This window comes from Desulfosarcina ovata subsp. ovata (assembly GCF_009689005.1).
In the GTDB taxonomy this organism is placed as follows: domain Bacteria; phylum Desulfobacterota; class Desulfobacteria; order Desulfobacterales; family Desulfosarcinaceae; genus Desulfosarcina; species Desulfosarcina ovata.
In genome coordinates this window covers 3,685,461-3,710,489 of sequence record NZ_AP021879.1, presented here as the reverse complement: position 1 = coordinate 3,710,489, position 25,029 = coordinate 3,685,461, and the positions used below count along the sequence as shown (strand labels likewise).

Here is a 25,029-nt window from a genome sequence, read left to right as displayed (position 1 = left end):
TTATCCTTTCAGCATTTCAAGATACTCGGCCTTGGATTTCAGGGCATCCAGTTCGGATGGATCGCTGGCCTTGACTTCTATCATCCAGCCGCTCTCGTACGGGTCGGTGTTGACCCGTTCGGGCTGATCGGCCAGGGATTCGTTGACTGCGGTCACTTCACCGCCGATGGGCATGTACAGCTCGGATACGGCCTTGACCGATTCAACCGTGCCGAACTCCTCACCCTTGGCGAAGCTGCTGCCCACGTCGGGCAGTTCGACGAAGACCACGTCACCCAACTGGTCCTGGGCGTAGTCGGATATACCAATGCGCACCCCATCGCCTGTTTTTTTGGCCCACTCGTGGTCGTCGGTATAGCCCCGATCGTCCGGGAATTTGAGTTCGCTGATCTCTTTCATTGTTTTTTTCCTCCTCAATGGAATTTGGGTTCCTGGGCAGCACCCCAAGGTGCTTTAAATCATCTCCGCCATGGGTTTGCGGGCCGACCGGTGGGGCCGCACATCCTCCACGATGGTGACGGTCAGTTTGCGCCGGCTGTCGGCGATTTCCACCGCCTGGCCGGGTTTCCGTTTGCGGTCCACACGAACGAAACCGCAGCAAAGCCCCTTGGCTTTGAACCCGGCCGGTCGGTTCGGGCTGGCCACGCTGAAAATTTCACCGTCGTGCATCCCGATACCCATGTCGGTGACACAGGTCAGCACCCGGCCGATGTGGCGGCCGTCGGCATCGATCACCCGGGAATCCTCACCGGCGGCGACCTTACGAAGGTCGCGACCGACAAAGGCGTGGGTAAAAGAGAAGTCGGAGAGATTTTCCAGCGCCGACCGGCCAATGAAATCCTTGGTGAAGCCGGTCTGCTCGGCATTGAAGGGCAGCGCAAAGGGCCAGGGGTGATTGATGAAGGGCCAGTGCCCGATATCCTGGTGCGACAGGGGCAGGACCGCACCGGCACGCAGGCTGTCGCGTGCGGCCAGTCCGCAGGCACGGATGCCGTATCCCTCGCCCGCCGTCAGCAGACGCTGCCAGAGGGACTGGATTTTTTCCGGGGCCATGAAAATCTCGAATCCGAATTCTCCGGTATAGCCGGTTCGCGACAGCAGGATGGGCGTGCCATCGTCAAGGCGCACGGCATCGGCGAGCGGCGAGTCCCCATCATAATGGCCCTTGAACGAGAAGTAAGGCATCTGACCGAAAACCGTTTCGGGATCGGCCAGCAGCGGCATCAGCACTTTGGCCGCTGCCGGTCCCTGCACGTCCATTTTTCCCAACCGATCGGTGAGATCGGTAATCGCGGCGTCGCGGCCATCGAGATGGCCGGTGAGATGGCCGGCCACACCGGCGCCCATGCCGGCATTGACCACCACCAGGTAGTTGCCCGAGGCCAGCATAAAGACGATGGCGTCGTCGATGGTGTGGCCCTTTTCGTCCAGAAACGCGCCGTAGACGCATCGACCGGGTGAAAGCGGCCTGCGGGAAGGCCCCACGCAGGCATCCAGGTTGTTGGTAAAGCAGTGTTGCAGCAGGTCCGCGGCACCCGTTCCGCAAACGGTAATGGCCGCCATGTGGCTGGTATCAAAGATACCGGCCCCGCTCAGCACGGCCAGGTGTTCATCCTTGACTGACGCATACCACAACGGCATGTCGTAGCCGCCGAAGTCGGCCATGTTGGCACCGTTTTCCCGATGCCAGTGATGTAACGGTGTGGTTTTGATGGTTGGCATCATTGGACTCTCCTTGAAGGACCGCCACCCGGTGACGGGTAACGCGTGAATCTGACAGGCCCCGTCCTTTTCTATCTAATAGATGTACGGAATTTTCAGGTTGTAACTCTTGTAGACCACAAACGTCTCCACAGACTGGACGCCATCGAGGCGGGAGACTTCTTCGGTGTAGAATTCGAGCAGGCCAAACCCTTCTTTGAGCATCACCAGGAGAATCAGATCAAAACGGCCGGTCACCACGCTGACGGACACCACACCGCGGATCCGGCTGAACGCCTCGCCTTTTTTCACCAGGTCCATGGAACTCAGTTTGACGCCCACCATCACCATGCGGTGCCGGGGGATGGCTTCCGGATCCACAAGCCCAACAATCTCCAGCACGCCCTCTTCTTCAAGCTTGCTGACCCGCGAGCGGACCGTGTTCTCGGAAACGCCAAGATCTTCAGCAATCACTTTATAGGACTTTCGGCCTTCCTGCAAATGGCGGATGATGGAAATATTCAGGTCGTCTATTTTCATCGGAGCCCTTTCCGGTTTCATTGGAACTATCCAACTATTTATTTTGTAATGATGGTTATGTCAAATCATTTTTAATTTTTTGATGTTTTCATCATTATTTTTGCAAAATAGCGCTGAATTTTTCATTCTCTTGACGATCCGAATAGGAGACGCCCATGGGCGTCTCCTAGGAAATGGCAATGGCCAACCCACAGGCAATGGACACGGTTTCGTATTCGGACATCATGTCACGGCTGCTTTTATCGACCCGGCGTTTGACAATTCTGGATCACCGGTGGCATTTATTACCCGCCCGGCAATTTTTTCTCATCCCATCCAATCCGCAATAAATATATATCATGTAATCATAAGCGCTTAAGCATGTTTTTGTTCTGGCATAGAATCTGCAAAATTGTGATGCGTTCATCTATTCGCAAACAAGGAGAAGTGAAATGCTGAAAACCTATCTATTGGGTGGCGGAATGGTGGTCTTTGGCCTTTTGTCCAGTGAAGTCATTGCCGAGATTCCGCTGATGGTCAATTTTAAAAGCATCGCGCTGGTGGTTGTCGGCACCCTGATGGGCGGTCTGCTCTGCCTGCCGATGCGTGCCTTCGGCAGTTTGTGGCGTAGTGTTTCCGCCAGCCTGAACGGCCAGGGCCATGACCTGAGCGACCTGATTCAACAGATCACCATTCTGGCGCGTCTTCAACGCGTCTGTGAATTGCGTGAATTCAGCATCCGGATTGCCACCCTTGAGAATCCGTTTCTACGCCGGGGTTTGCAGCAGGCGCTGGACCAACGTGACCGTCAAACGGTCGAGGAGGCCATGGAAAACGAAATGGCTATGTATCTGTCGGGTCTCCAATCCCATCTGGGCGCCATCCATACCTTTTCCCGGCTGGCACCGGTTTTCGGGTTTGTGGGCACCATTATCGGCTTGATCAATGTACTCAACCATCTGGGAAATGCCGCCCAGATCGGCCACGGCATGGCCATCGCCCTGTTGACGACCTTCTACGGGCTGTTGTTCGCTAATTTGGTTTTTGCTCCCCTAGCCGGCAAACTGGCCGCCCATATCCATCGTGAAACCTTGATGCTGAACATCGTCATCGAAGGCGTGTTGGCCATTTGCGATGATCGCACCCCTTTGGAGATATCCCACCGCCTGCAGTCCTTTTTGGAAAATGACACGCCCCAACCGGAACCGGAGTTACCCGCCGACTCCCACCCCTGGAAAAAACTCGGCGCCGTACTGCGGCAGCGGGGCATGGTGAGATAACCGATGGCAACGATTGATGACCAAAAGAAAACCTGGCGCTTGCATCGATCGTCGGGGAGGTCGACGGTCGCCCGTTTCACGGTCACCCACCCGCAGGACGTGGCGGAAAATGACACGTTTTTATGGACCCTGACGGATCTGATGACATTGCTGCTCATCTTTTTCGTGTTGCTTTACTCCAATGCCGTCCAGCAGTCGCCCATCCCTCCGGCGTCCGTGGAGACGGCCGAAGCCGAAACGCAGATCGAAGCCATCGACAAGGATGTCTCAGGAGCCCCCGGCCTGATGCCGGAGCAAACCAAGGTAGTGGCCGTTGTTCAGGAGGAAATCGTCCCGGCAGCAACGGGAAACCCGCCTGATTCCGATGCCCCCCAGTCGCAGACGTCCGGGGGAGATACGGTCTCTGCGACCGCCAATGGAAAATTGCTGGCAGATCTGGAAAACAGTTTCAGTGAGGATTTTTATGTCCGCTGGGAAGATCGGCAACCGGTAATTGTTCTGGGAGAACGGATCACCTTCAACCAAGGGGAGGCAACGCTCTTGGCGGATGCCCAGGATGCCTTGAAGCGGGTGGCCGGCTCGATTGCCCGCATTGACGGCTGCCAGGTGATGGTTACCGGGCACACCGATGACCGGCCCATCCGGACCCATGCGTTTCCTTCCAACTGGGAACTCTCCGCGGCCCGCGCCGCCAGCGTGGCAAAAGCCCTCATGGCCAGCGGCGTTGCCCCCGAAAGGATGATGATTCAGGGAAAGGCGGCATTCAAACCACTGGTTGCCAACACATCTGAGCAGAATCGCCGTACCAACCGCCGGGTGGAAATTGCTTTGCTCACCAAATCATAAAAACGGGATCAGCGGTTAAAGTAGTTATCCGGGTCGCGTTCCAGGTGGTTGATCTTTTCCTGCACCCGCTCAATCAGCGCCGCTTTCTGGCCCGGGCTGAAATTGGGCCCCAGGGCCCTGCCGTTAATGGCAGCGATCTCTTTTTCCAAGCGCTCACGTTCAGCGGCAATGCGGCTGGCCTGGGTTTCCATTTTGCGATCCCGTTCGGCCTGCGCTGCCTTGGCTTTCTCTTCGGCCTGCTGCTCAAAATGCCGATCCGCCGCTTGGCCGGCTTCCTGCACCATGCGGTCGTATTCCTCACGTTTCCGGCCTTCCGCCTCCTGATCGCCCTGAAGCTCGTTGATCGTTTCATATTGTTCGACATCTTCAGGCGGAGGTGAATTGGAGTATCGTTTGACGCCATCGGCATCCGTCCACGTATAGATGGTTCCGGCGAAAGTAATGCTTCCGGCAAGAACGATCATGGCCGTTACGATAAATGCACTGATCCGATGCATATGCACCTCCGAATGGGAATCAATTATCCTAAAGGATATAGATCGTCCCCGACTCAAGTCAATATACAAGTTCTCCCCGCCTGGCGGCATTTCACCAAGTTTCGTTGCAAATACCGAGAATCCTATGTTAAACAAAAAAGTTAAAGTTATCAGTAGGCAGCCGTGTCCGGGCCGGCGGCCTCTTTTTTGAATTCCGTTTCGCCGATCGGCAAATTGAGGTGCATATGGAAAAAAAACACCAGTTTAATCTTTCTTACATCCTGATGGCGATTCTGGGCGTCCTGATCCTGCAGAACCTGCTCATGTCCCAGTTCAGGCCCCGGGTGATCCCTTACAGTGAATTCATCCAGGCGGTTGTGGACGATCGGGTCAAAGAGATCTCTATTGGCGACATCGCCATCCACGGAAAAATGAAAGATGCCAACGGCAATGAATTCCTTTTCAAGACGGTGCGGGTGGACAACGATCTGGCCACCAAGCTTTCCGAGCACCGGGTTAAATATTCCGGAGAGATCGATAACACTTTTTTCAAGACCCTTTTCTCCTGGCTGATACCGATTTCGATTTTCTACGTGATCTGGTTTTTTCTCATGCGCCGCATGCAGACCGGTGCTGCCGGCATGATGACCCTGGGTAAAAACAAGGCCAAGCTGGTGGGTGAAAATGATATCGAAACGCGATTTGCGGATGTGGCCGGTGCCGATGAAGCAAAGGAGGAGCTCGATGAAATCGTCAGTTTCCTCACCGAACCGCAGCGCTACCAGGATCTGGGCGGACACATGCCCAAAGGCATCCTGCTGGTGGGACCTCCGGGAACCGGCAAAACCCTGCTGGCCAGGGCGGTGGCCGGTGAGGCCCGGGTTCCTTTTTTCGCCATCAGCGGCTCCGATTTCGTCGAAATGTTTGTGGGCATGGGCGCGGCGCGGGTGCGGGATCTGTTTACCCAGGCGCGTGACAAAGCCCCCTGCATCATCTTTATCGACGAACTGGATGCCCTGGGCAAGGCCCGGGGGGCCGGTATGGTCGGCGGCCACGACGAGCGCGAGCAGACCCTCAATCAACTGCTGGTGGAGATGGACGGTTTCGATTCCCGCAAAGGGGTGGTGATCATGGGTGCCACCAACCGCCCGGAAGTGCTCGATCCGGCCCTTTTGCGTTCCGGCCGCTTCGACCGGCAGGTACTGGTGGACCGTCCCGATGTCAACGGCCGCAAGGCCATCCTGGATATTCATGCCAAGAGCATCAAACTGGCCGACGATGCGGATTTGAACGTCATTGCCCAGAAGACCCCGGGCTTTTCCGGTGCCGATCTGGCCAACGTGGTCAACGAAGCGGCGCTGCTGGCTGCCCGCAAACACAAATCGGCGGTTGGGCTTGCCGAGCTGGATGAAGCCGTGGACCGGCTCATCGGCGGCTTGGAAAAGAAAAATCGTGTCATCAATCCCAAAGAGAAGAAAATTGTGGCCCATCACGAAGTGGGGCACGCCCTGGTGGCCGCGCTGACCCCGGGATGCGATGCCGTGCATAAAATTTCGATCATCCCACGCGGTCTGGCGGCCCTGGGCTACACCCAACAGCGCCCCACCGAGGACCGCTACCTGATGAGCCAGCAGGAATTGTTCTCCAAAATCGATGTGCTCCTGGGCGGTCGCGTGGCCGAAGCCCTTCTGGAAAAAGAGGTGCTCATGGAGGATGAGTTCAACGCAATGATCGAAACCGGCAATGCGGCAGACAGCAACCATGCATAACCCCAATGTATGCACCATTGGGGATAACCCGCAAAGGAAGGAAGACCGATAAATGCCGGCAGTCCAATTGGTTATCGAATATTGGATGTTGCTGATTCCCCTTTGCCTGCATATCTTTGGCATCCTCTTCATCTTTGACGCCGTCATGAACGGGCGCACGAGCCAGGGCACGATTGCCTGGGTGATGGCCCTGTTCTTCTTTCCCTATCTGGCGGTCTTCCTTTACCTGATCTTCGGCGCCCGCCGCATTCAGGACTATTCCACCGCCCACCAGTCCGGCACGACGGACATTCATCACCTGGGCAAGATGCTGCTTCGGGACCGACGGCTCCGGGAGCTGATGGAGCGGGGGACGCCACAAATCGACGTCCTCAGCGATATTTACCAGTTTCCCGTGATGAAAGGCAATCGCGCCACGTTGCTGATCGATGGAGAGGAAACCTTCAACTCGATCCTGAACGGTATCGCCCTGGCCCAACACTATGTTCTCGTCCAGTTTTTTATCGTCCATGCCGACGATCTGGGCAATCGCTTCAAGGCGGCCCTGATCGAACGGGCGCGGGCAGGGGTCAAGGTTTACTTCCTATACGACCGCATGGGATCGTTCGGACTCAGGCGATCCTACATCAGGGATTTGAGAGCCGCCGGTGTGCATGTGGCCATCTTCCGCGTCGGCAGCGGGTGGCTCAACCGTTTTCATATCAACTTCCGCAACCATCGTAAAATCGTGGTTGTGGACGGCGAAAAAAGCTGGGTCGGCGGCCACAATGTGGGCGATGCCTACCTGGGAAAAGGCCGCCGCTTTGCGCACTGGCGGGACACCCATGTAAAGGTGGAAGGGCCGGTGACCCTGGCCGTGCAACTCTCCTTTGTCGAGGACTGGCATTGGGCCCGCGGTCAGCTGCCGGATATCTCCTGGGCCCCGCCGCCGGAATTCGGCCATGAGCCGGTGCTGTGCATCCCCACCGGCCCCGGCGACCTGGTGGAAAGCTGCTCGCTGATGATGGTTCAGGCCATCAATGCGGCGAACCGGCGCTGCTGGATCCTCAGTCCCTACTTCGTTCCCGACGTGGCGGTGATCAAGGCCCTGCAACTGGCCGCCATGCGCGGCGTGGATGTCCGCATTCTCATCCCCGCCATCCCGGACAAACGGGTGGTCTGGTGGGCCGCCCACAGCTACCTGGCCGAAGTTGCCGTGGCCGGGGTACGCATGTATACCTACCAAGACGGATTCATGCACCAGAAGGTTTTCCTGATTGACGACAGCATGGCCGGCGTCGGCACGGCCAACCTCGATAACCGCTCCCTGAGGATCAATTTCGAAATCACCATGGTCTTTACCGATACCGATTTCATCCACCGGGTGGAACGGATGTGCCGGACCGACTTTTCCGCTTCCACTCCCCTGACCACCGATGATGTCTACCGGCGCTCCCTGGCTTTCCGCCTGGCCATCCGCGCGGCCCGGCTCTTTTCGCCGATCCTGTAATCGCCGAAAAAACTCGCTCCGACCAACCGCCCCATACCATCGGAATCACCGATGGTGATGCGGCGAAGAGATTGAAACTAACAATTGGACCTCTTTGCGAAGAATGGCTAAATTGGCGTGCCAAAGATCGACAGCTCTTTTTTCAGTATCCTCAAATGAAGGTTTCTTTTTGTCCGGTAGACAAGCGCATGGCAGAGTGTAAATTTCATTGGCTTCATAAACAGGGTAGCGGCAGGCTGAACGAGGATGCCTATTTTTTGGGCCCCCGGATTTGTGGCGTATTTGACGGTGCCACGGCCCTCAACGGAGACCGGTACGAAAATGGCAAAACCGGTGGCTACCTGGCCGCCCAGCTGGCCTGTGATGTTTTTCGCACCAACAATGCCCCCCTGCTCAAACTTACCGATCAAGCCAATCGTGAAATTCTCCAGGCGATGCAGGACAAAGGGGTCGATCTGGCACGCAAAGAAGATTTATGGAGCACCAGTTTTGCCGTTGTCCGCGTTGGCACCGATTCGTTCGAGTGGGTGCAGAGCGGCGACAGCCTCATCCTGGCCATTGACCATGATCACAGCTACCGCGTGCTGGTTCCCGATCACGCTCACGACACCGAAACCCTGTGCATGTGGCGGGACATGGCGGCACGCGGCACGCCCAGAATTTTCGAGACGCTCAAAGAGCAGATCATCGCCGTCAGGCGACAGATGAACGTCACCTACGGGGTCCTCAACGGTGAGCCGCAGGCCCTCGATTTCATCAGCCGGGGACGCGCCAACCTTCGCGGCATCAAACATATCCTTCTGTTTACCGACGGCCTGTTCATTCCCAAAGAGGATCCAACGGCCGACCATCGTTTCGATATCCTGGTGCAGCGCTATCTCGACGGTGGTCTCGATGCGGTTTACCGGCATGTCCACAAGCTCCAGGCCGCCGACCCCCTCTGCCACAAATACCCCCGTTTCAAACCCCATGACGATATCGCTGCCGTGGCCATCTCCATGACCGCCTGATTTTCTTTTCCGACAACCACAAACCTGAATCCGATTGTCCGCCGGCCAAAAAACGGTAGCGGAGCGAGTCTGAATGGGTGTATCCTTAAAGAATTGAACAGCAACCCAACCGAATTTTCCAGGGGATGATGGGATGAGGATTGTCGACTGCCAGCAGCCGGATTTGTGGAACCGCTATGTGGCCGCGCATCCCTGTGGCGGACCATTCCATCTTTTCGGCTGGAAAGAGGTTTTCCAGCAGGTATACGGCCTGTCGGCATTTTATTTTATGGCTGTGGATGATCCGCCCGGGCCGGTACACTTATCGGATCAGCCGCATTCGGTCGTGCGGGGCATTTGTGCGCTCTTTTTGCTGTGTTCGCCCGGCAACCGCCGCCGACTGATCGCCTTGCCCTATCTGGATGTGGGGGGAATTCTGGTGGATAATGCCGAAAGTGAAACCCGTCTTCTGCAACACGCCGTGGAAATCGCCCGGGCAAACCGTGCCCGTTGGATCGAACTGCGCCAAGCCGCTCCGCTGAAGGGGCTGCCGGCATCGATCCCAGCGGACACGGACGGGATTTGGCATCTCCAGGTTTCCAGCCATAAGGCCAGCCTGCGGCGCGACCTGCCGGCCGATTCTGGCCAACTGATGCGATCCTTTAAATCCAAGCTGCGCAGTCAAATCCGCAAAGCGATGAAAAACGGACTCAGCCATACCGTGGGCGGCGCTGAACTGCTGCCCGCCTTTTACGCGGTTTTCTCCCGCAACATGCGTGATCTGGGCTCGCCGGTCCATGCCCGCCGGCTGTTCGAAACGGTGCTGCACACCTTTTCCCGGCAGGCGCGCATTGTGCTGGTCCGCCAGGATCGGAAAGCGGTGGCGGCGGCGCTGGTATTGCGATTTCAGGACCGGCTGCACAACCCGTGGGCTTCCTCATTACGCAGTCACCGAAGGCTGGGCGCCAATATGCTGTTGTATTGGGCCATGCTGGCCCACGCCTGCGATACCGGGCTGACCACCTTTGATTTCGGGCGCTCCTCTCCCGGCGCCGGAACGTTTCGTTTCAAACGCCAATGGGGTGCCGAGCCGTCTCCCCTGTACTGGTACTACCTGACCCTTGAGGGCAAACCGGTAGATCCGCTGGCCGAGCGGCTATCCTTTTCCGCCTGGAAACGGCTGCCGGTGGGGATTTCGCGCCTGTTGGGGCCACCAGTTCGCCGGCATATCGGGTTGTAATGCCATACGGGCTGTCAATGGAGAATTGAATGATGTCGCTTCAACTGACCATCCCCATGGCGCTTCAGCTGGTCATCGAAGACGTGGGCTGGTGGGAAAAATCACACCCCGTCGGCCCTGACGACCCATTCCGGTTCGGACTGCACCGCCGGCACCACCCCCTTGATTATGCGGCCCTGGTCCATCTGGCCAAGGGGCTGGGTATGCGCCCGCTGATCGCCTTTGTGGCCTGTGAATGGGACCGGGCCAATATCCTGAAAAAGATCCCTTCGGCCACCTGGATGGGTGCCGATTGGGACAACCGTCACAATGTCGGTCCATGGCTGGATCAGGCGGCCGGCATCCTGAATGCCCATCGCGATCACTTGGAGATCGGCCTGCACGGGGTCGGCCATGAATACTGGGGCACGGGGCATCGTTCGCGCACCGAGTTTCACACCCCGGACGGTGAAATGCGCCCCCGCGAGCACATCCAGCATCATCTGGAAGCCTTCGGGACGATCCTGGAGCAAAACGGCCTGGGGCCCTTTCCGACGGCCTTTGTCCCGCCGGGCCTGAACCACAGTTTCGGCAATGGTGAACGGGGCATCCACCCGATCCTGAACCGGTTCGGTATCCGCTATGTGACCACGGACCTGAACAAGGCCCGCATGCACCGCCCCCGGCAGCATCCCCGGATGGCCTGGGAAGCGGGGGTACTGCTGATCGACCGCGGTCTCGCGCCGGTCCCTTGGCATACTATCGCCGCCCGGCCACAATTTGCCTTTGACCGTCCGATTTTAAGTCTTCATTGGGCCAATTTGCTCGACGAGGATTTTTATCGCAATCTGGAGGTTGTGCGTGACTGGGTCGCGTTTATCAAATCCGGGATCGACCCGGTGGAACAGATGCTCGCCCCGGACACCGCCACCTGCTGGTCGCAGTTTTCCTACCGGACCCTGGCCCGCGTCAGGCAGGTGGACGATCGGTTCGAAATCGATATCAGCGCCTTACGGCAGCTGCCGCCGCAAACCATCCAGCCGGTTTTTTACATTCGGATCCAGCACCCGCAATCGCTCGCCTGGCGGATTGCGGGCGGACAACTTCAGCCGGTGGAAAACCAGGATGGAAAGCGCAATTTGCTCGCCGTGCGGCCGGACGACCACACGGACATCGTTCGGCTAACACCGGCGCCTGGCGAAACGCATGGATAACGCCTTGGGATAGCGTTGTGTTAGAGCCTTTTCCATCCAGGACGGCATCAGCGTGCTCACCCCGGATTTGAAGATTGTCCATACCAACAAGGCAATGGTGGAATGGTATGCTGAACATCTGCCTCTGCAAGGCAAGACCTGTTTCCAGATTTATCGCGGACTGAAACAGCCTTGCGAGAACTGTCCTGCCGTTCGGGCCATTGCCAACCAGGGGCTTGAAATGCAGACACTCCCCTTGTTACAGGAAGGCCGGCAAACCGGTGACCTGGAGGTTTATGCATTTCCGATGTTTGATGATGAAGGGAATGTGACCGGCGTCGTGGAGTACATTCGGGATGTTACCAAACGGAAAATAGCCGAGCGGGCGCTGGCCGATTCAGAAAGACGACTTGCTGACATTATCGAGTTTCTACCCGACCCCACTTGGGTCATCGAAACAAACGGTCGCGTGATTGCCTGGAATTTGGCGATGGAACGGGTATCAGACATTGAGAAGAAGAATATGATCGGGAAAGATGATTACGCATATGCGGCTCCCTTCTATGGTCAACCCCGACCAATGCTGATCGATTTGGTATTGAAGCGCGACAAAAAATGGGAGTCAATGTTTTTGACTTTGAAAGATCATAACGGTGTCGTAACCGAAAGCGAGTCTTACCATCCGTTGATAATGAACATCGAAATAAAAACAGAATGCACAGACATCGATTGGGACAAGGTCTCCGATTTCCTGAACAAAGATGCCATGGCGAAACGGGGCGTTACGGAATGATGGGCGGCGAACCCGGATTGTTGCCGCCTCGAAGGGTTGACTATCCGTGACACAGGAGCGAATGAAGGTTGAGACCTGCGCCAACAGAATTCCTCAACAGGATCTTGAGGGAAAAAGTCTTCCAAAGCAGCTCCAACCCAGGCGATGCGCTGGCCGAACTGTCGCGTATGTTTGTCCAAAAGCACTGCTCCCGGAAAGAGACATTGGTCCACGCCGGTGAAAAATGGTCCCGGATGTTTCTGAACGACTTGATTGCTTCACACGGCAATGTGATTAATATCTCCTCCTATTTTGCCAGAAGGATGCTGCCCGACAGGCCTTTGACGGCCTATTCCCTTACCAACGTGTTTCTGAATGTCCCGACCATGCAGCAGCCCGAAGCGTATCTCGGCAATGCCGCGAGTCTCTTCGATGAGAGCGGAGATCTGGCCAACGATTCCATCAAAGATTTCGTTACCAGCTACATAAACGCATTCGCCGCATGGGTGGAAACCAACACCGCCAACAGACAGTAATCGACTCCTTGCAGTACAGGACCGCCAAAACGGTGGCCGCCGTGCCGCCACCGGTGGCGGCCAGCAAGTGGGGGGACAGGTAAAGGATGATCATCGTTCCGGCCGGACAGACCCGTCACGGCGACGCCAGTGCCTCGCGCACGGTGTTGGCCAGGGCTTCCATGGTCAATGGTTTCATCAGCGTCTGACGGATGCCGAGGGCCTGGGCGCGCTGGGAATCGAAAAATTCGGAAAAGCCGGTACAGACGATGATGGGCAATTCCTTGCGAATGGCCAGCATTTGCCGGGCCATCTGATCCCCGCTCATTCCGGGCATGTTATAGTCGGTAATCACCAGATCGAAACGGAAGGGATCCGTTTTGAACAATTCCAGGGCGGGCAGGCTCCCGACGACGCCGGTCACCCGGTAGCCCAGGCGGCTAAGCATCTCATTACCGATATCCACAATCTCTTTTTCGTCATCCACCAAAAGAACGTGCTCGCTTCCGCGGGGCAGGGATACGGGCTGTTTACCGTTCTCGGTGGATGTGTCGGCGCAGATCGGCAGCAGTACGGTGAAGCAGGAACCCGCGTTGACCTTGCTCTCCACGGTAATCGATCCCCCATGCCGCTTGACGATGCCATGAACCACGGCCAGACCCAGGCCAGTACCTTTGCTTTTGTCCTTGGTGGAGAAATAGGGGTCGAAAATCCGGTCGATGATGGCGGGGTTGATGCCGGTGCCAGTGTCGGCCACGGTCAGGCACAGGTATGGTCCGGGTGGCAGATCCACGGCCGACGGTGTCTCGGCGGCATCGATGGCCACCTCTTCCAGGGAAACCCGCAACTCGCCGCCTTGCATTTGCATGGCATGGTAGGCGTTGGTGCAAAGATTCATGATGATCTGGTGGATCTGGGTCGGATCCCCCAACACCGTCCGGTCGGCCTTAATGGCGGTGGTGATCCGGATACTGGCCGGCAGGGAGGATTGCAGCAGTTTCAGCACCTCTTTCAAGATCGGTGATATTTTGAGCGGCGCCTGAAGCTGCTCCTGCATGCGGCTGAAGGAAAGAATCTGTTTGACAAGTGCCCGGGCCCGCGAACCGGCATGATTGATGGCCTGCAGTTTGGTGTAGAAGGGATGCTGGGGGCCCAGGTCCTGCAGCCCCAACTCCGAATAGCCCAGCACCGCGGTGAGAATGTTGTTGAAGTCATGGGCGATGCCGCCGGCCAGGGTGCCCAGGGCCTCCATTTTCTGGGCCTGACGCAGTTGGGTTTCCAGTTTCTCCTTATCCGCCTCGACGCGAATTTGCTCCGTCAGATCGATGAAACTTTCCATGAAGCATTCGCGGCCTTCCAGTGTGGTCCGCGATACGGTTTTCAGCACCGGCACTTCGCGCCCGTCCATCGTCAACAGGGTGCGTTCGGCCTGAACGGTTTCTTTTCCCATAGCCATGGGACATCTGCCGGCCTGCATGGTGGCGAAGACCTCGTTGCAGGCCTTGCCGGTGATGGATAGCGGGTCAACGCCGATCAAACCGGCAGCCGAGGGGTTGGCGTAGACGATCTCGTGGGTGGCCGCATCGACAATCAAAATCCCGGTGGGAATCGTGTCCAGGATTTTGCGGAAGCGTGCCGCGCTTTCGCGCAGTTCCTCGCTGGCGCGCACGGCCCGTAGAGCCTCGCAGCTATAGGAAGCCAGGATCGTGCCGATCTCCCGGTCCTGATCCACAAAAGGCGGCGGTGTTTTGCTATGCAGGCCCATGATGCCGGCAATGCCGCCACTGTCATCCGGCAAGGGAAACAGCAGAGCGGATCCATCCGTATAACCCGCCCACCCACTGGGGAGCACGGCTTTATTCTCACCGATGTTGTGTACCAAAATGGGTTGCTTTTCCAAAAGCGCCCTTTGAAACAGGGATTTTTCCGGTAGCGGAAACGGGATAAATTCGGCGGCATGGCCCTGGTCGAGGGCGTGAGCCAGACGCAGGCCGGTCTCCTCCTTCAGGTAAATGCTGCCGCCGGCGGCCATCATGTGCTGACCGAACTCTTCCAGCAACAGCGATCCGAAGGCTTGTACCTCACGACAAAAAGAGAGTGAGCGGGTCGTTTCCACGATTTGCCGCAGACGAGTGTTGATTTGGGAAAGGTTGGTGTTGGCTTTCTCGAGGGCTTCGGTCCGCTCTTCGACCAGCTGTTCCAGATGCTCCCGGTAAGCCCGGTTCTCCTTTCTGAGTTGGGCCTTCTCCAGAGCCGCCGTCACCGCATGGGTGAGAATGGATAAATCGGCAATGGGCTTTAAGAGGTAGTCCCAGGCCCCGCGGCGCAGGGCTTGGACGGCATCCTTGATGAGTCCGGTGCCCGAGGCCACGAGCAGGGGCGTCAGGGGCGACTGCCGGCTGATGATTTCCAGCACCTGCATGCCGTCCATTTCGGGCATGCGAAGATCCACCAGAACCAGGTCCGGCGACTTGCTATCAAACAGGTCAAGTCCCAAACGTCCATTCTCGGCGGTGAAAATCTGGTAGCCACAATCTTCCAAATGGGCGCCGAAACTGTCGCGAACAGCTTTATCATCGTCAATAATCAGGATTCGTGAAGGTGTCATGGGCTAGCGCTCCTTGCTGAAAAGTGCTGCCAACGGTTGATCTTTACGAAAGTTTGCCTGCTTTGGGCAGTTGTATGATGAAACAGGATCCTTTATTCGGGGATGTGCGTACATCCATGGTGCCACCGTGATTTTCGGTAATGATGAAGTAAGAGACCGAAAGCCCCAATCCCGTGCCTTCGCCTACCGGTTTGGTGGTGAAGAAGGGTTCGAAAATCCTGCGGCGGATCGTTTCGTCCATGCCCGGGCCGCTGTTTTCGATTTCTATCCGCACCCACGGGCCGTCATCGATCACCCGCAGAGCAAAGGATGGCGGATGTGCTTCATCGTCAACTTCCGCCATGGCTTCGGCGCCATTTTTTAAAATGTTCAGAAAAACCTGTTGCAGTTTGCTGGCTTCGCATGGAACGGGGCCGACCGCCGGGTCGTACTCCTTTTGAATGCGGATCTGTTTGAAGTCGTAGTGTCTTTTCATGTCGTAATCGGTGCGTGCCAGGTCAAGGGCCTGATCCAAAAGGTCGCCCAGATGGTGACTGGAGATCACGTGTTCGGTCTTGCGCGCGAAGCTCAGCATGTTCTTGACGATCTCGGCAGCCCGGTTGCCAGAGCCGTGGATGTTTGCCAGCATTTCAGGCAACCCGCGGAGTTCCAAGTAGGTTCGGATGGCTGCCATGGTTACGCCGGCCGCCTTGGCTGCCTCCAGGTTGGCCGGCAGGTCGCCAAGCAGGCGATTTTCCAGAACGGCCGAATTTTGCAGGATGCCGGCCAGGGGGTTGTTGATCTCATGGGCCATGCCCGCTGCCAGGCCGCCGACGGAAAGCATTTTTTCGCTCTGGATCATCATCTCCTCCATGCGTACGCGTTCGGTAACGTCATCTACGCGGATGACAGCACCCTCCACCCCATTGGCCACCAGGGGAAAGACGGTCACGTCCTCATAGCGGATCTCGCCATTTTGCTTGCGGGGAATCTTTGAACTGCGAAGGGTTTGCCGATTCCGGATGGCCCGCCGGATGCGCCCCAGTTCATTGGCCAGCTGGGGAAAGGCTGATTCCAGCGGCTGGGTGCGAGCCGCTTCAAAGGACAGTCCCGTGACCCGTTCGGCCTGGGCATTCCATTGGGTTACCCGCCCCTCTCGATCGACCCCCACGAGGACCGACGGCATGGAATTGATGATGTTGGAAAGGTAGTTGCGCAAGCGTTGCAACTCCTCCACCGCGATTTTGCGATCGCTGATGTCCTGGTAGGTCCCCAGAAGACCAATGACATTGTCACGACAGTCGCGCATGGGCACCTTGCTGGTCTGCAGCCAGATGGTATTGCCTTCGGGCGTTGTCTGGGGCTCTTCGTAGTCGAGTCGTGCCACGCCCGCTACCATGACCGCCTGATCGTCGCTGCGATAAGCGGCCGCCTGTGCCGTCCAGGCCATGGCATCATCATCGCGTCCGATCAGCTCGCTGGGGTCGGAGAAACCGGCATCCTCGGCAAAGGGCCGGTTGCAGCCCAGGTAGCGGCATTCCCGGTCTTTCCAGAAAACCCGCACCGGAATCGTATCCAGGACCAGGCGCAACATGCGTTCATTACGCCGCAGTTCGTTCTCCGCTTTCTTAAGGGCCGTGATGTCGGTGTACATCGCCACCACGCCGGTCAGGGCACTGTCAACGATAATGGGCGAACCGGCGGCAATGACATCCACGGCCCGCCCATTCTTGTGATAACGTACTGTTTCGATGGGCTCCACCCGTGTACCGGAGATGGCCATTTGAAAGTTTTCGAGCTGTGCGGACGAAGATATCTTAAATGGTCAAGCAGCTAAGCTAAATTTTACTTCCTTATTGCTGAACCAATTGTGATATTCATCGTTGATTTTCAAAGTTGTGATAATAGCCAGATTGAGGGAACCTTTCTTCGCCCAACTCATTCCGTTCTTCTTTTGGCGATTTGAAACGACGAGGTCGTTCATCTTTTCACCCACATTACTTGAGTTCCGAAGATTTAACCGTTTGCGCATATCATAGTTGGGAATCGAGGATTTATTCCGACCCAAATAGTCAATGAGCTTTTGAATATGATTCTCATCCTTGATTTCGGATGCCGGGATGTTTTCAAGATATGATATGGCCTTGTTTGTAAGGCCGTGCCACAACAACGGCATAACCGCGCGAAGCGTTTCATTTCTCAACTTTCTGCCTTTCATCCCCATGCTCAATTCTTCTTTGAACTTCTTGCATAGATGAAACCAATCAAGAACAATCTGCATATTATTGTACCAACCAAATTGCTTGACGATGGCAGCATTTAGCGCCTTATGGCCGTCGGTAAAAATCTGAAGACGTTTGCCGAATAGAAAATTTGACAAAAGAAACGCGATTAGCAACCACAAGCATGATTTGGTGCCATCAGCTGCCAATACGTATTTTGGGCCTCCATGTTCAATGTGGCATACGGTATCATGTACATATTTTCGCGTATGCTCAGTGATTTTTGGGCTTTCTCGTGTACCCTTCTGCCTTTTGGGGGTTACGTCGTCTATGCTTATGTTGACCGTTTGACTGGGTTCTTCGTAAATGACGGGATTATTCAACAGTTCAATCGGATTATAGTCGAAAGATCCTTTAGAAAGGGCCTTGTGAACTTCATCCATGGGAATTGATATCGGTTCTCCGCCCCTGGGAATATCTGGGTTGATACAACATCCGTCAGCGCTGAAGTTGCCATGATTCAAATCATCGGCCTTTTGCTTTAAATGGTCGATCAATTCCCGACCTTCTTTCTGGGTCTGATCATGCAATGTGCGATGTGGCGTACCGCCTTCTATTTGGTGCCGTATGAAGTTGAGCCATTTTGATGTTTTCCGGAAGGATCCTTCCGTATTACCCATAATCATGGCCCGTTCCTTAAAGCCCGTGGTCAAATAAAACTGATTCGTTCCTAATGGGGCAAATATCGATTGACTACTGTCAAACCGAACGCCATTTTCATCAAATGCGAAGTGGGTTTCAAACGCAAAACGCCCCACGGCGCCATCCACCAGATATGGGCTTTCATTTACCTCAATTTGCTACAGGGTCAGAATGCAGTTGGGTTTTTTAACCCACTGAAATGTAAGCAAATATATCGTTATATTCATTCATAATTGTATCGCTGTTCGATGATTATGACGGCACTAAAAAATGTAACCATTTGATATTATTAAACCCGAGGATTGACATGGGAGGGCTAAATTGATACGATTGTTTGAATAATTTACATTCAAACAAATAATTGTATCATGAGGCCATATGCTCTCACCTGAAGAATCCAAGACAGTACTTTGGAACTTTTTCAATAAGAAGTATATCGCAGATATTGGCCAGTTATATCATTTACTTCAAACGACGTCGCGAATGAGTGTTTTTCGAAGACTCAAACGCATGGGATATTTAACGAGTTTTACGGATGCCGGTCGTTATTATACGCTTCAGGATGTACCGATTTTTGATGAGTGGGGATTGTGGTTTCATAAGGGGATTGGTTTTTCACAATATGGCACGCTGAAAAACACCATCATCAAAATCGTCCATTCTTCAGATGCCGGCATGATGCCCAAAGAAATGCTGAATTTGTTGAAAATAAGAATTCCCAACACGTTGCATAATGCACTGCATGGGCTGGTTAAAAACAATCAGATCGGTCGCCGTCGGCTGGAACGTTTCTTTCTATATACAGATGCAAATCCTGAAAAAGCACAACTGCAGTTAAATACGCGCCGTTTTCTTTTGCAAAAGACAGCACCGGTTGTTGAACCACCATCAGCAGAATTAACCATCGCCGTGCTGATTGAAGCGTTTAAAACCGTAAAGATCAGGGTGTCTCCGACGTTGGTTGCTGAGCGCCTGGCCATACGAGGGATGTCGGTTACAGTCGAGCAAGTCAAACAGATTTTTACTCGACACGGGATCCCGACAGAAAAAAAAACGGCAAGCCTCCTTTAAACGTCCTGAGCGATTTGAGAGATGAGGCGCGTGGTTTGAATGACCGTTGTTGTAAACAGGCTTTCGGACTGACCGATGTTGTTGTTTCGGCCAAAGAGGAGCGTGGACGCTGTGAAATCTGTCATGGCCCAATGAAAGTTCAGAAAACATACCGCCATGAAGGCAGGACCCTTCGACATGGAGTATTCGAAGTATGTGAAACAGTGTATGTTTGTGCCGGCCGATGCCATCATCCCGTCGGCACCTTGGTGACCCAAAGATCTTTATCCGTGTCGCAAACTATTATGCCAAACTGCAATGCCGGCTATGATTTGATGGTTTTTGTCGGACGCCAGCGATTGCTTGAACATCGGCAGCGAGAAGAGATCATGGCAGCGCTCAATGACGACTATGGCATTCGTATCTCAGCTGGTGAAGTCAGTGACTTGGCCATGCGGTTTTCACAATATTTTCTACGGCTTCATTATGCAAAAGCCGACCGCATAAGAAAAATATTGGAAAATGACGGTGGATGGCCGATGCACATCGATGCAAGCGGAGAAAACGGCCGAGGCACGCTTTTTGTTGTGATGGCCGGTTGGCGAAAATGGGTGCTTGGCGCATGGAAGATAGCCACTGAGAAAGCTGAACTTATTTTGCCATGTCTGCGCGACACCGTTGAAAGATTCGGCCCGCCTTGTGCGGGGATGCGAGATTTAGGGCGAGCGGTCACACCGGCGCTGAACGATTTGGTTTCCGAATTGGGATTGGAGATCCCTGTTTTGGCCTGCCATCAGCATTTTCTGGCGGATATCGGCAAAGATCTTTTAAATTCTGACCATTGTGCCCTTCGCGACCTTTTTCGCAGAACCAAGGTTCAGGCCGACATTAAGCGCCTGATTCGCGAGTTCGGCGGAAAGATTGGTTTACAGATCGATGATGCTCGGCAAACGGTTATTGCATGGCAAGAGATGGAAGACCATACATATCAATTGCCGCCGGGAAAAAATGGGATAGCGGTTGTCCGTGCGCTAAGCCAATGGGTGATCGACTATCATGCCGACGCCTCCGGGCTGGATTTTCCATTTGACCGACCCTATTTCGATTTTTTTAACCGCTGCATGATCGGATCAAAAGCGATTGATGCGTTTCTTCGTATCCCATCCGATGATCGAAAAGTAACGGGTGCACTCAAACGGCTTGGCCGGATTTTGACCAAAGTTGCATGTGAAGTTCCTTTTCGTCACATCATCAAGCGTCTTCAACGCCGTGCTGAGCTATTCGATGAATTGCGGGATCAACTGCGGACCGCGAAAAAACTGCCCGAAAATGAAACAGTGGCAGACATTGATTTGATGCGGAAACGATTTTACGATTGGACGGCATCGCTCAAAGAACGTCGTCCCAAAAGAGGCCCGGCCCAAGATATGCGTGATGCCATTGATATCATCTTGAAACATATCGATGTTCATGGCGAACACCTTTGGGGCCACGTTATTACGTTACCGGAGAACGCCCCTTCTCGAATGCGACTTGTGAGTCGTACAAACGAAATTATAGAAAATTTTTTCGGCACCATAAAACATGGCGAACGACGCAGGAGTGGGCGGAAAAACCTCACACATGATTTTGAACGATTACCGGCTGAGGCAGCGCTGGTGTATAATCTGAACCAACCCGATTATGTCAGTGCCGTTTGCGGATCCATTGATCGTCTTCCTCTTGCTTTTGCACAACTCGATAAAGAAGAAGCGCGGAGAAAAGAAAAAGGGTTACCGTCCCAAAAGATGTCAAATCTGGATAAAATACTTCAACTTTCCACTTCATCTTTATCTTCCGCTGATCGCCATGTTGTAAGAACGGAAAATATGAATCAACGCATCATCAAGGCAGCCAGAAGCCGCGCTCCGCACGTCGCGTGTTGAAAATAATGGAAAATCCAACCGCAAAATGACGCTTAAGTCAATTTGATTAGCCCCACTGAAAGTCAGGACTTTTTTTTAGACACCTTTTCCATGTGTCGTGCTATGGCGGCTCTTATTGCAGGGTATGCCGTATTTAAAATTGCTATTTCGCAGTCGTCTATATTTTCACCGGCATCAGCGTTTACAGTGTATTGATAACATCCATCTTCCAGTTCAATGGGCTTATCGTCCGTTTCCTCATCACATTCAACCAGGTTCACCATGACTTCGATTTTGTATTTGCTCATTGGTAGCCTCCGTCTCGGGGTTTGAGATAGTGATCTACCAAAACATCGCATTTATCTTTAATGATGTCCAGTCAATTCCGAACCTATTTTCATATCTTAATTTTTGGTGAGCCCTTTGTGCAATATCCATCCTGGGCATGGTCCGCACAGCTCGAAAGTTTTGCGTTATGACGGACTGGAGTTCGTCGTCTCCGTGGGTCACAAGCTCGGCGAGCGACTGGCCGATGGCCTCCGCCGGGGTATAGCCGAAAAGGGTCTGTGCGCCGGGATTCCAGTCCACCACCCGGTTGCGGTCATCCAGGGTGATGATGGCATCGGGGGCATGGTGGAGCACCGATTCCAGAAACATTTGTCGCCGGGCGATCTCCTGCTGGGCCTGCTTGCGCTCGGTAATATCGATAACAACCCCAATAAAATGGGTGATGCGGCCATCCTGGTCCCGCTCGATCATTGTGCGATCGTCCACCCAGCGGGTCTCGCCGGACTGGGTCAAGATGCGATATTCCTGATGAAAATGATGGGTGCCGCCGGTGGCGTATTGGCGCACCTCACGGGTCACACGGGATCGGTCATCCGGATGCACCAGCGTGGCGTAGGTGATTTCGCCGGAGATCAGGGCCTCGGCGGAATAGCCGAACTGGTTGACGTTCTCGGAAACGTAGTCCATTGGCCAGTTTTCGGCCGGCAGCCAACGGAAGAGCACCACCGGGCTGTTTTGCAACACATGCTCCATGAGCCGCAAGTCCGTTTCGGCCTTTTTGAGAGTCGTGATCACCTCCTTGAGAAAAATGATCCCGCCGACCTCGCCGTCACTGGTACGCCAAGGGTGCATGATCCGCTTCAGCCATTCCACACGGCCGTCCGCCCGGGTAAAGGGCTCCGCCTGGCTTTCGATCGCCTCTCCGTTCAGACAGCGGGCATGCTGGGTCTTCCAATGGTCGGGTAGGGTGCTGCCCATTGCGTCGTAATGGGAACGCCCGATGTGATTGGTGTCGGGAAGTCCGAGATCGCTTATCCAGCGTTGGTTGTAATAGAGGTACTTCATCTGGCGGTCGCACATGGCCACGGCCAAGGGCATATGGGCTACCAAAATGCGTAGCAGTTCCTCGCGGCCCTCAAGCACTTTCAGGCTGATGCGGCGATAGGTGATATCCTGGAGACTCTCGATGGCACCGATGATCCTTCCGGATTCATCGCGAAGTGGCCCGGCGACGATTCTGAGGTACCGTTCGTCCAGGTGCGGGGTGTGGGTGATGGTTTCGGCGACCAGCAGATCACCCTGCCGCAGCAGGTCGCTGTATCGGCCGGCAATGGCATCGTCCCAGTGATTGACCAGATCGATCATGATTGGACGCCGCTCACCATGAAACGGAACCGCATATTCGTAGTCGCCCTTGCCCAGTACGGCTGTGGCCGGAACCCCCGTGAGCCGCTCCATGGCGGTGTTCCAAAGGATGACCCGACTTTGGTTGTCGATGGCAAAAGTGGGCTCGGGTAATGACGCAACCATTCGGCTCAACCGCTGATCCTGGTGGCGAAGGTCTGCCAGGCGCTTTTCAAGTCGGCACTGATTGACATGGCTTTTCCAAAGCCAAGCGGCCAGGATCAATGTAAACGCCATAATCCCGATCAATGAAAGCTCATATGTGTCATTCATTTTATTGATACTATCCTTAATGTCGACTCAGGTCAAAAAATTTAAATCTTCCGGTGAGCTTTATGAAGACCATTCATTCTTACGGACAAGCTCGATCTGGGGCAGGCCTAACTCGTTCGCCCATCAGTGGCAAAACAGTTCCCGGGCATCCGCATCTTTTTCACTTCCGGCCATCCGCTTAGGCTGAGTGACCCATTCGGGACGACGTCCCATGGCAAGGCTGGCTTGATTCTAATTTGGCCTATTTATAGGGAGGAACGATAAAAAAAGCTTAACGTGAGATAGTGCGGAACATTTTAAGCTCAATCAGATACGAGAAAATAGGAAAGCGCCAACTTACTTATTTTCAAGAATAAATACCAGATCAAGCCTTGAATACACCATACAACCCTTTATCCGATGCAGCAAGCGGAAAACAGATGTGGAACCGCGTCGATGCGGCGAAACTGATTTCCGATTTTGAACCCAGGGAACCAATGTCAAAGGTGAAGAAGGCGTGCACAACGATTACGTCAAAAGGTGAGGGCACCACGGCTGCCATATTTTTAGGATGCGTTTTCGTTAACAACAATGACCTTGCGGTGAGGGAAGGGGATTTCAATATTGTTTGCATCCAGCGCTTTTTTAACTTGTTCCGGTACGGAATAAAGCACATCGAAGTAGTGAGCGCCTTCGCAGAACGGGCGCACGATAAAATCCACCGAGCTGTCGTTCAAGGTTTCCACCTCAACGAAGGGCGCCGGGTCTTTCAGGATATGCGGGTGATTGGCCAGCACTTCCTCGATCACCTTACGCGCGTCGTCGATACTTTCACCGTATGCGATGCCGAAGTGCATGTCCACACCACGCACTTCGTGGTACGAGTGATTGATGATCTGCTCGCCCCAGATTTGGCTGTTGGGAATAATAATATTCTGGTTATCGAAGGTTTGCAGGATCGTGGTGAACATATCGATTTCCGTTACCTTGCCAAAACGGCCGGCCGCATCGATAAAATCACCCACCTTGTAGGGGCGAAAGATCAAGAGCATCAAGCCCGCAGCCAGATTCGACATCGCCCCCTGCAGAGCAAGACCCACCGCAAGACCTGCCGCACCGAGCAAGGCCACGATTGAGGCCGTCTGCACACCGAAACGATTGAGTATGGCAATAAATACAAAGGCGAGCACGATGTAACGCGCAACACTGCCTAAAAAACGGAACAGCGTATCGTCGAGTTTATCGTATTTTTTGCTGATATTAACGACCAGATTGTAAATTCGGTTGGCTATCCAAATGCCAATTAAGAGAATGAAGATAGCGAGGAGAATATTTGTCGCCCAATCGATGATGATGGGAATGTATTTAGAGATATCGATCTGCTGTATGGATTCTTTCATCGTCAAGTCCTTTTTCATTTGACTTTGGGTTTCGATTCAACAGTGCCAGAATCAGTATGCTGCCGGTGTCATTATTTTTAGACTGGTGGATTAGTCAATATTTTTTCTGTAACACTTCGTTGGTCAAAACGAGCCGATGAATACGGTTCTTTCAGATTTGATTATGGTTCAGATGAATTCGTTTTTTCTTAATTTCCGCGGACTCGTAATAGCGGCTCTTTTTATCGATCCACCAGCTATTGGCCCGGTTTTCACCATCGGTGTACCCCAGTTGGTACCCACGCCGGGCACCGAATAAAAAAGCGGCGGCGATTAAAATCAAGGCCACCGCCACCGCGATGAATCGACCTTTTGAAACAAATGATCGCATAATGGAACCAATCCCTTTTACCGTTGCGCGTCAGGATCTATGTCGACCGTTTTGTTGGAAACTTGATCGGTTTTGCATGCTT

Annotated in this window: 22 protein-coding genes; 11 read left to right on the top strand and 11 right to left on the bottom strand. The window is 54.3% G+C overall.

All coding sequences use genetic code 11. From position 1 onward, the window contains the following. From gcvH to GN112_RS16420, 3 genes are all read right to left on the bottom strand, one after another. Positions 1–399: a glycine cleavage system protein GcvH gene (gene gcvH / locus GN112_RS16430; protein ID WP_155311202.1), complete on the bottom strand. Its 399-nt coding sequence runs from the start codon at positions 397–399 to the stop codon at positions 1–3. Positions 400–453: 54 nt separating this feature from the next. Continuing rightward, positions 454–1,725, bottom strand: a complete 1,272-nt coding sequence (locus GN112_RS16425; protein WP_155311201.1) for an aminomethyl transferase family protein — start codon at positions 1,723–1,725, stop codon at positions 454–456. A 72-nt stretch (positions 1,726–1,797) separates the two neighbouring features. Further along, positions 1,798–2,241, bottom strand: coding sequence for an Lrp/AsnC family transcriptional regulator (locus GN112_RS16420; RefSeq protein ID WP_155311200.1), 444 nt, complete (start codon positions 2,239–2,241; stop codon positions 1,798–1,800). 431 nt (positions 2,242–2,672) lie between these two features. Here GN112_RS16420 and GN112_RS16415 point away from each other — a divergent pair, with 431 nt between their 5' ends. Both GN112_RS16415 and GN112_RS16410 read left to right on the top strand, forming a co-directional pair. Continuing rightward, entirely contained in the window at positions 2,673–3,500 is an 828-nt protein-coding gene (locus tag GN112_RS16415) for a motility protein A (protein ID WP_155311199.1), read from the top strand. 3 nt (positions 3,501–3,503) lie between these two features. After that, positions 3,504–4,346, top strand: a complete 843-nt coding sequence (locus GN112_RS16410) for an OmpA/MotB family protein (protein ID WP_155311198.1) — start codon at positions 3,504–3,506, stop codon at positions 4,344–4,346. 8 nt (positions 4,347–4,354) lie between these two features. On the opposite strand, the gene GN112_RS16405 is transcribed toward GN112_RS16410, so the two are convergent. Beyond that, positions 4,355–4,843, bottom strand: a complete 489-nt coding sequence (locus GN112_RS16405) for a DUF4124 domain-containing protein (protein WP_162458966.1) — start codon at positions 4,841–4,843, stop codon at positions 4,355–4,357. Positions 4,844–5,067: 224 nt separating this feature from the next. Between GN112_RS16405 and ftsH the strand changes: the two genes are divergently transcribed. From ftsH to GN112_RS33855, 7 genes are all read left to right on the top strand, one after another. Next, on the top strand, positions 5,068–6,591 hold the full coding sequence (ftsH, locus tag GN112_RS16400) for an ATP-dependent zinc metalloprotease FtsH (protein ID WP_155311196.1): 1,524 nt from the start codon (positions 5,068–5,070) through the stop codon (positions 6,589–6,591). Positions 6,592–6,643: 52 nt separating this feature from the next. Continuing rightward, positions 6,644–8,080 carry a cardiolipin synthase gene (gene cls, locus GN112_RS16395; RefSeq protein ID WP_155311195.1) on the top strand — a complete coding sequence of 479 codons (1,437 nt, stop codon included), beginning with the start codon at positions 6,644–6,646 and terminating at the stop codon, positions 8,078–8,080. Positions 8,081–8,268: 188 nt separating this feature from the next. Beyond that, complete coding sequence (locus tag GN112_RS16390) at positions 8,269–9,090, top strand: protein phosphatase 2C domain-containing protein (RefSeq protein ID WP_162458965.1); 822 nt, start codon at positions 8,269–8,271, stop codon at positions 9,088–9,090. 133 nt (positions 9,091–9,223) lie between these two features. Next, positions 9,224–10,309: a FemAB family XrtA/PEP-CTERM system-associated protein gene (locus GN112_RS16385; protein ID WP_155311193.1), complete on the top strand. Its 1,086-nt coding sequence runs from the start codon at positions 9,224–9,226 to the stop codon at positions 10,307–10,309. Between the two features lie 29 nt (positions 10,310–10,338). Continuing rightward, positions 10,339–11,502 (top strand): polysaccharide deacetylase family protein, encoded by a 1,164-nt coding sequence (locus tag GN112_RS16380; RefSeq protein ID WP_155311192.1) that lies wholly within the window; start codon positions 10,339–10,341, stop codon positions 11,500–11,502. 34 nt (positions 11,503–11,536) lie between these two features. Continuing rightward, entirely contained in the window at positions 11,537–12,274 is a 738-nt protein-coding gene (locus tag GN112_RS16375) for a PAS domain-containing protein (RefSeq protein ID WP_269434978.1), read from the top strand. Between the two features lie 68 nt (positions 12,275–12,342). Then, positions 12,343–12,789, top strand: coding sequence for a hypothetical protein (locus tag GN112_RS33855; RefSeq protein ID WP_155311190.1), 447 nt, complete (start codon positions 12,343–12,345; stop codon positions 12,787–12,789). Positions 12,790–12,904: 115 nt separating this feature from the next. On the opposite strand, the gene GN112_RS16365 is transcribed toward GN112_RS33855, so the two are convergent. From GN112_RS16365 to GN112_RS34410, 3 genes are read right to left on the bottom strand one after another with little or no spacing between them, the layout of a single operon-like run. Beyond that, entirely contained in the window at positions 12,905–15,376 is a 2,472-nt protein-coding gene (locus GN112_RS16365) for a response regulator (protein ID WP_155311189.1), read from the bottom strand. A gap of 43 nt (positions 15,377–15,419) precedes the next feature. Then, positions 15,420–17,138 carry a PAS domain-containing sensor histidine kinase gene (locus tag GN112_RS16360; RefSeq protein WP_155311188.1) on the bottom strand — a complete coding sequence of 573 codons (1,719 nt, stop codon included), beginning with the start codon at positions 17,136–17,138 and terminating at the stop codon, positions 15,420–15,422. A 42-nt stretch (positions 17,139–17,180) separates the two neighbouring features. After that, positions 17,181–18,407 (bottom strand): hypothetical protein, encoded by a 1,227-nt coding sequence (locus GN112_RS34410; protein WP_231716912.1) that lies wholly within the window; start codon positions 18,405–18,407, stop codon positions 17,181–17,183. A 250-nt stretch (positions 18,408–18,657) separates the two neighbouring features. Between GN112_RS34410 and GN112_RS16350 the strand changes: the two genes are divergently transcribed. Both GN112_RS16350 and GN112_RS16345 read left to right on the top strand, forming a co-directional pair. Further along, positions 18,658–19,350: a hypothetical protein gene (locus GN112_RS16350; protein ID WP_155311187.1), complete on the top strand. Its 693-nt coding sequence runs from the start codon at positions 18,658–18,660 to the stop codon at positions 19,348–19,350. Between the two features lie 35 nt (positions 19,351–19,385). Next, positions 19,386–21,254, top strand: coding sequence for a hypothetical protein (locus GN112_RS16345; RefSeq protein ID WP_155310760.1), 1,869 nt, complete (start codon positions 19,386–19,388; stop codon positions 21,252–21,254). Positions 21,255–21,316: 62 nt separating this feature from the next. On the opposite strand, the gene GN112_RS16340 is transcribed toward GN112_RS16345, so the two are convergent. The 4 genes from GN112_RS16340 to GN112_RS16325 form a co-directional block, all read right to left on the bottom strand. After that, positions 21,317–21,541, bottom strand: a complete 225-nt coding sequence (locus GN112_RS16340) for a hypothetical protein (RefSeq protein WP_155308746.1) — start codon at positions 21,539–21,541, stop codon at positions 21,317–21,319. A gap of 34 nt (positions 21,542–21,575) precedes the next feature. Next, entirely contained in the window at positions 21,576–23,198 is a 1,623-nt protein-coding gene (locus GN112_RS16335) for a PAS domain S-box protein (RefSeq protein ID WP_155311186.1), read from the bottom strand. 545 nt (positions 23,199–23,743) lie between these two features. Continuing rightward, complete coding sequence (locus tag GN112_RS16330; RefSeq protein WP_155311185.1) at positions 23,744–24,577, bottom strand: mechanosensitive ion channel family protein; 834 nt, start codon at positions 24,575–24,577, stop codon at positions 23,744–23,746. Positions 24,578–24,728: 151 nt separating this feature from the next. Next, positions 24,729–24,947 carry a hypothetical protein gene (locus GN112_RS16325; protein WP_155311184.1) on the bottom strand — a complete coding sequence of 73 codons (219 nt, stop codon included), beginning with the start codon at positions 24,945–24,947 and terminating at the stop codon, positions 24,729–24,731. Positions 24,948–25,029 lie beyond the last annotated feature (82 nt).

Bases quoted from the DNA above. Each gene is read 5' to 3' on its own strand.
- GN112_RS16405 (WP_162458966.1), bottom strand. From the start codon at position 4,843: ATGCATCGGATCAGTGCATTTATCGTAACGGCCATGATCGTTCTTGCC.
- GN112_RS16420 (WP_155311200.1), bottom strand. From the start codon at position 2,241: ATGAAAATAGACGACCTGAATATTTCCATCATCCGCCATTTGCAGGAA.
- gcvH (WP_155311202.1), bottom strand. From the start codon at position 399: ATGAAAGAGATCAGCGAACTCAAATTCCCGGACGATCGGGGCTATACC.
- GN112_RS16365 (WP_155311189.1), bottom strand. From the start codon at position 15,376: ATGACACCTTCACGAATCCTGATTATTGACGATGATAAAGCTGTTCGC.
- GN112_RS16390 (WP_162458965.1), top strand. From the start codon at position 8,269: ATGGCAGAGTGTAAATTTCATTGGCTTCATAAACAGGGTAGCGGCAGG.
- GN112_RS16380 (WP_155311192.1), top strand. From the start codon at position 10,339: ATGATGTCGCTTCAACTGACCATCCCCATGGCGCTTCAGCTGGTCATC.
- GN112_RS16340 (WP_155308746.1), bottom strand. From the start codon at position 21,541: ATGAGCAAATACAAAATCGAAGTCATGGTGAACCTGGTTGAATGTGAT.
- cls (WP_155311195.1), top strand. From the start codon at position 6,644: ATGCCGGCAGTCCAATTGGTTATCGAATATTGGATGTTGCTGATTCCC.
- GN112_RS16325 (WP_155311184.1), bottom strand. From the start codon at position 24,947: ATGCGATCATTTGTTTCAAAAGGTCGATTCATCGCGGTGGCGGTGGCC.
- GN112_RS16330 (WP_155311185.1), bottom strand. From the start codon at position 24,577: ATGAAAGAATCCATACAGCAGATCGATATCTCTAAATACATTCCCATC.
- GN112_RS16415 (WP_155311199.1), top strand. From the start codon at position 2,673: ATGCTGAAAACCTATCTATTGGGTGGCGGAATGGTGGTCTTTGGCCTT.
- GN112_RS16425 (WP_155311201.1), bottom strand. From the start codon at position 1,725: ATGATGCCAACCATCAAAACCACACCGTTACATCACTGGCATCGGGAA.
- GN112_RS16350 (WP_155311187.1), top strand. From the start codon at position 18,658: ATGCTCTCACCTGAAGAATCCAAGACAGTACTTTGGAACTTTTTCAAT.
- ftsH (WP_155311196.1), top strand. From the start codon at position 5,068: ATGGAAAAAAAACACCAGTTTAATCTTTCTTACATCCTGATGGCGATT.
- GN112_RS16385 (WP_155311193.1), top strand. From the start codon at position 9,224: ATGAGGATTGTCGACTGCCAGCAGCCGGATTTGTGGAACCGCTATGTG.
- GN112_RS16360 (WP_155311188.1), bottom strand. From the start codon at position 17,138: ATGGCCATCTCCGGTACACGGGTGGAGCCCATCGAAACAGTACGTTAT.
- GN112_RS16335 (WP_155311186.1), bottom strand. From the start codon at position 23,198: ATGAATGACACATATGAGCTTTCATTGATCGGGATTATGGCGTTTACA.
- GN112_RS16410 (WP_155311198.1), top strand. From the start codon at position 3,504: ATGGCAACGATTGATGACCAAAAGAAAACCTGGCGCTTGCATCGATCG.